This is a genomic window from Lysinibacillus sp. TE18511 (assembly GCF_054062295.1).
This window is the reverse complement of record NZ_JBSSFD010000014.1, coordinates 85639-94930: the sequence shown is the minus strand read 5'-3', so window position 1 is coordinate 94930 and position 9292 is coordinate 85639. Positions and strand designations below refer to the sequence as shown.

Genomic DNA, 9292 nt, shown 5'->3' with positions numbered 1-9292 from the left:
TTCGCTTCGCTGCAGGGTCTCGGGGCAACACGATGTTGGTCACGAAGGCGTTATCACAGGACGTGATGATTTTAGCCTTCGTTCCTCTATTCGCTGATCCCCAAGGAGTCGCCCAGCCTCCACTCCAATCAACTTATTTGCATAGTAGACGTTTTAACAAAAGTCATCCACAACTTTTGATGATGAACCTTTTTAATCTTGATTTACCAATATTTTCTGTAGCAACAACTACAAATAAGACAGGGTGAAATGGATTGAAAAGAAAGGAGCAAAGAGATATGTATGTATTAGCGATTGACGGTGGTGGAACGAAAACGTCTGCAGTGATTTGTGATGAGCTTGGCAATATTTATGCCAAAGTAGAAACGACTCGGAGTAACCCAACAGCAATGGATGTTCATTATTTTAAGTCAACGATTCACGATATACTACAGAATTTACAACAACAACATCCACAAGTATTTGCAGCAATAGATAGTTGTTTTGCTGGTATGGCTGGGGTAAAGGAGCTACAGGCAGAAGAAGTTGTAGAATCGATAGTACGTCAGTATGTCGATAAAACAGCAGCTATTGTTGTTGATAATGATGCCTTAATAGCACTTTACGCAGGCACACTAGGGAAGGAAGGCATTGTGCAAATTGCAGGGACGGGTGCCATTACAATGGGGTATGATAGTGAGCAACATTTTCATCGAGTAGGGGGCTGGGGTTATCTTTTTGATGATGAGGGCAGTGGCTATGATCTAGGGGTTCAGGTACTGAAAGCTATTTTTCAAAGCTATGATGGAAGAGGAGACTCGACAGCATTGACAGATGTTGTATTGAGGTATTTTTCTGTGGAAAATGTACCGCAATTAATAGAGTGTATTTATGGAGAGGAGCATCCTCGGACAGTAATTGCGCCATTAAGTAAATATGTGTTTGATGTGGCTGAAAAGGGAGATAAGGTTGCTATTAGCATTATTGAAGATGCTTATAAGAAATATTATGTGGCAATTAAAGCATGTTACTCTTGTATGGCTTGGGAGCAAGGGGATGTACCTGTTGTATTAGGAGGTGGCGTTTTTAATAATGAAGCTTTCATAATACCTCAGTTACAGCAACTCGCAAAAGCTGATGGGCTGCCAATGAAATTTATGACACCGGTTTTACAACCAATCGGTGGGGCAGTAATTGCTGCTTTGAAGCAAGTAGATGTTCAACTTGCTTCAGAGTTTGTAGAGGATTTTAAGAGAAATTATGAACGGTGGAAATAACGAATGCTACTTGAAATATAGGAACCTAGAACAAGAATCTATTTTGAAAAATGACAAAATGGATTCTTGTTGGTTTTAAAATTAATATGAACTTTGTTTGTCTTTATTGAATTTAAATGAATAAACTGACATTATTAATGCTGCTAATACCATTAAGCCCCCAAGCCATATTAAATTGAAAACACTTGAATATTCTATTACTAATCCACCTAATCCAGCTCCTAAAGTCATACCAATGTTCATAATGGTTGTATCGAAACTTATAATAATTTCTGAGGATTGTGGTTTTAAAGAAGTCAGATAATATTGTTTAGCTGGGGTAGTTGTCCATGCTGCCGTTGCCCAAATTATAATTGTTATGAATGTTCCTATGGTTGAGAAAATAGTAAATGTTAAAACAAATAAAGCTGTAGAATGTATGACAAGACTTAAATATATCGTACGAGAAAATCCCCACCTATCAACAGCATAGCCACCAAAACGAGAGCCAATAAACGCAGAAACACCTAGAATCAAAAGAGATATACTTATCATTTCTATGGAAAAATCTGCATACGAACTCAAAATAGGAGAAATATAAGCAAAAACAAATGTATAGCCGAGAATCCAAAATACGGTTATAAATAGCCCACTAAGTAATCTTTTATCTTTTAAAAGTAGTAATTGTTCCTTAATGGGCATTGGCGTTTCCCCATCTAATTTAGGTAGATATTTAGTAAGTAAAATGATATTAAATAATGTGATAACCCCTAAAATAAGGAAAATGTTATGCCAATCTATATGTGCTGCAATAAATGTTCCAATTGGTACTCCAAGTGCTAACGAAATTGTGAACCCTGTAATTACCATTGCCATAGCACTCCCTCGCTTTCCAGGCTTAGCGAGGTTGGAAGCGTAGTTTGTAGCCACAACAATAAATAAACCTCCACTTATTGCCATCATCACCCGAGACAGCATCAATATAACGTAATTAAAGCTGAAAAAAGCAATAATATTTCCAATTAAAAAAATAATCAAGGAAGAAATCAGTACTTTTTTTCTAGCAAAATTTGATGTGATTATTACTAGAATAAGTGCTCCAATAGCATAGGATAAGGAATAAATGGTTATTAGTTGACCAGCAACTGAAATAGATACATCTAAATCTGAGGAAATTATTTCTAATATTCCTGATACGACAAATTCAGCTGTACCTGTTAAAAAGGCACCTAATGCTAATAAATATATGACATAATGTTTCAATATTTTCACTCCTTTTTAAAAGTTGTTATCATTTTATCTAACATGCTATTATGAGTAAAATTGATATTTTTAATTAAGGAGATGAGTAAACACTCATGACAATGACTCGTTTTGAAATATTTAGTAAAATTGCTGAGTTTGGAAGCTTTACGAAAGCTTCTGAACAATTAAATATGACACAATCCGCGGTAAGTCATGCCATGGCTAGTCTAGAATCGGAATGGGGAGTTATTTTAATTAATCGTGATCGAAAAAAGGGGATTACACTTACTGAAATAGGTCAAAAAACACTCGTTCATACTAGAGAAATATTAAAACGTTTGGAAAATATCAATCAGGAAATTGCCTTAACAAGAGATTTAGAAATAGGAACAATTCGATTAGGTACTTTTGCAAGTGCTTCTTCATGTCTATTACCCAGAATACTTGCTGAATTTCAGAAAAAATATTCAAAGATAGAATTCAAATTTTATGAAGGGTCTTATGAAGAAATTACCGAATGGTTACATACCGGAATTGTAGATATAGGCTTTGTGGTTGAAATAGACTCAACTACAACATTTGAAATAATTCCTCTTATCAAGGATAAAATGGTTGTGGCATTTCCTTTTAGTCATAGATTTAGTCAACATGAAATTGTAAATATTCGGGAGTTACAAAATGAACCTTTTATTATGCCAACGGGTATGTATCAATGGCATATTAAAGAGTTATTTGAATTAGGAAATATAAAACCTCCTATTCGTTTTGAAGTACATGATTGTAATACAATAGCCAACATGGTGCAGGAAGGGCTCGGCGTTACTATTGGTCCTGAATTGTTTTTAAAAACACAGCAACATTTACAAATTAGAAGCTTGAGTATAACGAATTGGCGTAATGTATCATTAGCTTGTCCCGCTGTAGATGATGCACCTCCAGCAGTTAAAGAATTTATTACAATTGCGAAGAGGATTTTTAATAGTAAAAAATGATAGTATTCCTTATCGTCAATAATAAACAAAGTCAGATCTCCTATTAGTAAGAAATCGGCTTTTAGAGACTAAAGTGTTTTATTAAGATTACATGTTATAATTTTTACTTGATGAATATCATGATAAAATGTAAGATAGGTTTGATTTTATCTTAGTATATAACTTGGTTTACTAATAAAGTGAAATTTTAATCAGAGGGAGTCTTCATCCACTGCTGATTATTAGTCTTCACCAATAGGGCTTTTACTGCCCGTTAAAGCGGGATAAAAAATTCAATAGACGGAGAGTGTAAGAATGTTACATCAATTTTCTCGTAACGAGCTCGCGATAGGAACAGAGGGACTCGAAAAATTAAAAAATACAACGGTAGCCATTCTTGGTGTAGGCGGTGTAGGCTCATTTGCTGCTGAGGCATGTGCTCGAAGTGGTATTGGCCGCATTATTTTGGTTGATAAAGATAATGTAGATATTACCAATGTAAATCGCCAATTAGTGGCTTATCTTTCAACGGTCGGTAAATCAAAGTCAGGTGTTATGAAGGAGCGTATTGCTGACATTAACCCTGAATGTGAAGTGATCGATATGCATATGTTTTACACAGAGGAAACATATGAGGGATTTTTCGCACAAGGCATAGATTATGTCATTGATGCGAGTGATACAGTGATGTATAAAATTCATTTGATGAAGGAATGTCTAAAGCGTAATATTCCAATCATATCTAGTATGGGTGCAGCCAATAAAATGGATCCTACTCGTTTTAAAATTGCGGATATTTCTAAAACACATACAGATCCATTAGCAAAAGTAATTCGTACGAAACTACGTAAAGATGGTATTCATAAAGGTGTAACGGTTGTATTCTCAGATGAGAGCCCTATCGTAGTTCGTCCAGATGTCGTTGAGCATGTCGGAAAACCAGATGCAGCCATCCGTAAAGCAAAAATGCCGCCATCTTCCAACGCTTTTGTTCCATCAGTGGCAGGCTTAATTGCTGCAAGCTGGGTAGTGAACACAATCTTAAAAGATGTAAAAATTACACGTGTACAAGGTTAATACAACTTTGAAAAATCTGTTATGTCGATAAATATAAAAAGTTAGGCGATAAATTCAAAATTGTTATCGATAAACTTAAATAATTCCTCGATAACAATTAAAAAGCGAAGAAATCCTAGAAAATTCGATTGCTGCCGCTTCGCTTTCGCACAAAAACACGTGTTGCTGCCCTCCAGCCCACGTTATGGTGATGTGCCATTTTATAGTAGTAGCTGTCTCAAGTGGCTTTGGAGACAGCTGCTTTTTCTATGTTACAATAGGAACGTCGTGAAGAAGGGGTCTACAACTTTTGTGCCCCCCTCTAACATTTAATGTAGAACCTATAAAAGGAGACATTTAATAATGGAGCAAATCTATCAAATGGAATATAGGGGTTTAAACCTATTCGATGAAATTGGCACAGTGGAATTAGCTATTGATGAGGAAGGACATACGATACACATTTTTGATGTTGGACAGGTTGTTAGCCCTATTTTTAATTTTGATGTTTCTGCTTATGAACTGTCAGATGGTTTTTACAAAATGGCGGATATACTTCGTCATAAACGTATATTGACAAATCAACTGCCAGGCAGTGAACTAACGCTTAGTGACTGGTTAATTACAAACAATGCTTATTTTTATATACCACAAAAAAGAATAAAAAAATATTCGCAAGGAAGTATTGTAGAAATTGTTGATCGAACGAAAGAGCAATCTTTATTTGACGATTATGTACAAAGGACGTAATTCTACCAAAATTGTTCGCCTTGCGGTGCTCAAAATGCTATTAATTCACGAAATTGCCTTATTTTGTTCAAGTGACCACTTCTTTATTTAGTTTATTGCTATAATTTTAATAATTCTAATAGATACTAGATTGGTTTGTTTGGAATGTACAGGACTACTTAGGGGAGTAGGAATGACGTTTAGAAAACAAATGACAACATCGGAGAGTGGTAAAATGAAAATTCAAGTAATTCGTGATCATTTAGATATTGTAAAGCTTCAAGAGAAAATGAGTGATATTGTATTTGACTATTTGGATACATCTAATAATTATCAGAAGGCTATGAGGGAACTAGATCCGTTATATACGCAAGTTACAACATTTTATAAAGCGTATATTACTGAAAGAGCGGGTGAAATACCGAGTAGTAATACTTATTGGCATTTGTTTATAGATTGTTGTGCAAAGCTCTGCTATTTTTTAGCGTCATCAACTTATTATTCATCCAATGAGCTACAAAAAACACCTGAGAAAGTTGAACAATTATTAACGGTTGCTGCCCTTTCTTTACCTAGCATTGAACAGGAAGAGAATGAACAATTGTTATTGGAAATTTTTTCGCTTTATAGTGAAGTCGTAGAGGATGAAGAGAAAATAACATCATTACGACATGCAGTACTTGAACAAAAAGGTGCGGTCAAACAATGTTTGCAACAATTTAAATTATTTGTTGATAATGAAATTACGGGATAATTGATTAATCATCATTTTCTTGAAAATAGAATAACAGTCTAGAATCTGCTTACTTTTTGCGGTTTATCCTCCATTCCTTACAGCGCTCGGGCTTGATGAGGGGGTGGTTGGGTTTCCATTTCTTAAAGTTTTGCAGATTTTTTTTTTGGATTTTATTAGAATATCATGAATGAGAGTCGAGGTAGTGTCAAAATTTTGTTGTAAGGAAATGAAAAAAGGACTTTTTTCTTAAAAGGGATTTATAATTTTTTGTCGAAATATAGTTAAAAATTGAAAACTATGTGTAAGGTTTGTAGGAAGGAGGCTGTGCAGTGTTAATAAACGGTAACGATATTGATTTGTCGAACTTAGAAAAACCACTTTTATTAGTAAGTGAGGATGAAGAACTTTTATTTCTTCGGCTTATACAACCAACACTTGAACAGGGGCTTATCCAATGTCCATTAGCTTTCTCGACAAGAAAATCTATCTCGATCGTAAGGGATTTTTGGTTGGCAATGTATAAAGATCAAGAAAAATTATATATCAACAGTGGACATGCGCTCCTATATCCAATTCGTTTAATCATATTCGAGCACGTGACACAAGCGGAAAACTTTAAACATTTGTCGAAAAAAGCTTTTGAAGATGAATGGCTGTCACTTATTTATGCCGTTGTCCTATTACAATTTATCTTGCAGTGGATAAAGGAACGATTTAGTGATAACAAGGAAGTTTATGAGGCATTAAAAGTATTATACAGAGCAACAGATGATAAAGTAGATGATGATGATGATCAAACCTCGCCATCGAGGGAGCAATCGATTGGCCAAGCAATAGCTGTTAAAACAATTCGCTTTGAAGTACGGGAGAATCCCGAGGAATTTGCTAGTCTACTCAATCAAACCTACAATTTTGTTAATTATTTATATGATAAAGAAAATGAAACAGATGAGAGAGAAACGACTAAGTTACCATCGATGAGAAATGTGGAAGAGGCATTGAACCTCTTTTACAGTAAGCGGTATACAACGAATAAAGCAACCTTTACAGGATGATTGCCTAGCAGTCTATCCTGTTTTTTTATCCCATATTAACTGCCCATAAAAGCCCGATTGGTGAAGACTATAATCAATGGTAGATGGAGAAACCCCCACGGGTTAACGTTTCACTTTATGGGGAATTAATTAAATCGATGAGATATGCGTTAAACAGTAAGAGATATAGTAATTAATTAAAAATAAGGCGCTTCTTGTTTAAAATTTGAAGTGCCTTATTTTCATGAAAATCAAAATCGTATGTTTTCCAGTATTCTAAACTTGTAGCGATATTATTTTTTATCTTTATGAAAAGATTTTAGCTTTTCGTAGATTCCGGCCATTCGTTTTTCTTCACCTGCAATGACAGGCTTGTAAAATTCTGTACCGACAAGCTCATTGGGCAAATATTGCTGGTCAACCCAGCCTCCGAATGTTCCAATCGGGCTGTTGTGGGGATATTGATAGCCTGTATGACCTAAATCTTTTGCCCCTTCATAATGAGCATCGCGTAAATGATGTGGAATATCGCCTGTTTTACCATCATGAATGCTGGCAATTGCGGCATCAATAGCTGCTATTGCAGAATTGGATTTAGATGCAAGACACATTTCAATAACAGCACCTGCAAGCGGAATTCGTGCCTCGGGTAACCCTAAACGCTCTGCAGCTTGTACGGCTGCAAGCATATGCGGACCTACATCAGGATTGGCAAGGCCTATATCCTCATAAGCCATAACAAGTAAGCGTCTGCTGACAGCTACTAGATCACCTGTTTCCAATAAATGTGCTAAGTAATACAATGCTGCATTCGTATCACTTCCACGAACAGATTTTTGCAATGCAGACAGTAAATTATAAAAATGAGACCCTTTTTTATCACCGTAAACACCAATTCTACCGATAAGATGCTTAATGATATGATCAGCTGCAATTGTTTGACCGTCAACTTCATCACTTGCATAATAAATCGATTCAAGCAAAGTCAATGCTTTCCGTGCATCACCATTAGCGGCTCCAGCAATTTGATCAATTTGATCATCTGTTAATACAAAATGATGTTTACCCAGCCCACGTTTTTCATCAGAAAGTGCTTTTCTAATAAGCTCGATTAAATTTTCTTTCGTTAAACGTTTTAGTTGATATATTTCTCCGCAACGCGAGCGGATAGCGGGATTTACATCATGGTACGGATTTTCTGTTGTTGCCCCAATTAATACGATTGAGCCATTTTCAACATGTGGCAACAAAGTATCCTGCTGTAATTTATTAAAACGATGAATTTCATCCAAAAAAAGTAGGACTTTCCCTGAGATTCGTGCTTCCTGAACAATATCCTCAACGTCCTTTTTACCAGCACGAGTAGCATTAAGTGCGAAAAAGGGGAGCTTCGAGCTTCCTGCTATGGCATTCGCTATTGACGTTTTACCAATACCTGGCTCACCGTATAGTAGCATAGATGGAATATGTTCATTTTGAATCATTTTATAAAGAGCAGTAGTAGGACCGATAAAATCTTGGTGTCCAACAACTTCATCAAGGGTTAAAGGACGCATGCGATAAGCGAGTGGTTCATTTTGCATGAATAATTTCCCCTTTCAACAGTTTTCAATGATTTTTTGCGCTAAAATGAAGCGATAATAGTATTTTGCCTAACTATACCAAAGCGCAATTAATAGTATATCATAACCTCCCAAGAGTATTTCCGAGTTCTTCAAGAGGAGATTATGATATACTGTTTGTAGTATTTTTGACTAGACTATTTGAGGGTGATAAAATGAAAATTTCTACAAAGGGCCGTTATGGGCTAACGATTATGATTGAACTAGCAAAGCATTATGGAGAAGGACCTATTCCATTACGCAAAATTGCTGCTGAAAAGGAGCTTTCTGAAGCATACTTAGAGCAATTAGTATCACCATTACGTAATTCAGGCTTAGTGAAAAGTGTACGCGGTGCATATGGTGGATATATGTTAGCGAATCCACCAAGTGAAATTTCAGCGGCTAATGTTATTAGTGTGTTAGAGGGTCCAATTCAACCAGTAGAAGGAATTGAAAATGAAGAAGCACCTCAGCGAGAGTTGTGGCTCCGCATTCGCGATGCTGTGAAAAATGTATTGGATACAACGACAATCGAGGATTTAGCACAATATACTGAGGAAAATGTAGCGGAAGGCTATATGTTCTACATTTAAAAGTTTAGGCTAAAGCACCGCTTCCTAAGTCAACGCAATGTCGTGTGGCAGGGAAACGGATCTTTAGCGCTTTTCGTACAAAGGAGTTT

General features: G+C 35.9%; 9 protein-coding genes. 7 read left to right on the top strand and 2 right to left on the bottom strand.

The window, feature by feature from the left end; genetic code table 11:
- The first annotated feature begins 254 nt into the window (after positions 1–254).
- Positions 255–1256, top strand: coding sequence for an N-acetylglucosamine kinase (locus ACVWXS_RS12675; protein ID WP_456958453.1), 1002 nt, complete (start codon positions 255–257; stop codon positions 1254–1256).
- 81 nt (positions 1257–1337) lie between these two features.
- Here ACVWXS_RS12675 and ACVWXS_RS12670 read toward each other — a convergent pair whose 3' ends face one another.
- Positions 1338–2498 (bottom strand): MFS transporter, encoded by a 1161-nt coding sequence (locus tag ACVWXS_RS12670; protein WP_456958452.1) that lies wholly within the window; start codon positions 2496–2498, stop codon positions 1338–1340.
- Between the two features lie 95 nt (positions 2499–2593).
- Between ACVWXS_RS12670 and ACVWXS_RS12665 the strand changes: the two genes are divergently transcribed.
- The 5 genes from ACVWXS_RS12665 (at position 2594) to ACVWXS_RS12645 (ending at position 7027) form a co-directional block, all read left to right on the top strand.
- Positions 2594–3472: a LysR family transcriptional regulator gene (locus tag ACVWXS_RS12665; protein ID WP_456958451.1), complete on the top strand. Its 879-nt coding sequence runs from the start codon at positions 2594–2596 to the stop codon at positions 3470–3472.
- 294 nt (positions 3473–3766) lie between these two features.
- Entirely contained in the window at positions 3767–4528 is a 762-nt protein-coding gene (locus ACVWXS_RS12660) for a tRNA threonylcarbamoyladenosine dehydratase (protein ID WP_456958450.1), read from the top strand.
- A 342-nt stretch (positions 4529–4870) separates the two neighbouring features.
- Positions 4871–5257, top strand: coding sequence for a hypothetical protein (locus tag ACVWXS_RS12655; RefSeq protein WP_402984749.1), 387 nt, complete (start codon positions 4871–4873; stop codon positions 5255–5257).
- A gap of 172 nt (positions 5258–5429) precedes the next feature.
- On the top strand, positions 5430–5990 hold the full coding sequence (locus ACVWXS_RS12650; RefSeq protein ID WP_423491156.1) for a hypothetical protein: 561 nt from the start codon (positions 5430–5432) through the stop codon (positions 5988–5990).
- Positions 5991–6301: 311 nt separating this feature from the next.
- Positions 6302–7027, top strand: coding sequence for a hypothetical protein (locus tag ACVWXS_RS12645; protein WP_456958449.1), 726 nt, complete (start codon positions 6302–6304; stop codon positions 7025–7027).
- 272 nt (positions 7028–7299) lie between these two features.
- On the opposite strand, the gene ACVWXS_RS12640 is transcribed toward ACVWXS_RS12645, so the two are convergent.
- A complete protein-coding gene (locus ACVWXS_RS12640) occupies positions 7300–8589 on the bottom strand; it encodes a replication-associated recombination protein A (RefSeq protein WP_223553583.1) in 1290 nt (429 codons plus the stop codon).
- A 194-nt stretch (positions 8590–8783) separates the two neighbouring features.
- Between ACVWXS_RS12640 and cymR the strand changes: the two genes are divergently transcribed.
- Positions 8784–9203: a cysteine metabolism transcriptional regulator CymR gene (cymR, locus tag ACVWXS_RS12635; protein ID WP_053484768.1), complete on the top strand. Its 420-nt coding sequence runs from the start codon at positions 8784–8786 to the stop codon at positions 9201–9203.
- The last annotated feature ends 89 nt before the right edge of the window (positions 9204–9292 follow it).

Excerpts from the sequence above, each read along its gene's own strand:
- ACVWXS_RS12665 (WP_456958451.1), top strand. The coding sequence starts at position 2,594 with ATGACAATGACTCGTTTTGAAATATTTAGTAAAATTGCTGAGTTTGGA.
- ACVWXS_RS12660 (WP_456958450.1), top strand. The coding sequence starts at position 3,767 with ATGTTACATCAATTTTCTCGTAACGAGCTCGCGATAGGAACAGAGGGA.
- ACVWXS_RS12655 (WP_402984749.1), top strand. The coding sequence starts at position 4,871 with ATGGAGCAAATCTATCAAATGGAATATAGGGGTTTAAACCTATTCGAT.
- ACVWXS_RS12650 (WP_423491156.1), top strand. The coding sequence starts at position 5,430 with ATGACGTTTAGAAAACAAATGACAACATCGGAGAGTGGTAAAATGAAA.
- ACVWXS_RS12640 (WP_223553583.1), bottom strand. The coding sequence starts at position 8,589 with ATGCAAAATGAACCACTCGCTTATCGCATGCGTCCTTTAACCCTTGAT.
- cymR (WP_053484768.1), top strand. The coding sequence starts at position 8,784 with ATGAAAATTTCTACAAAGGGCCGTTATGGGCTAACGATTATGATTGAA.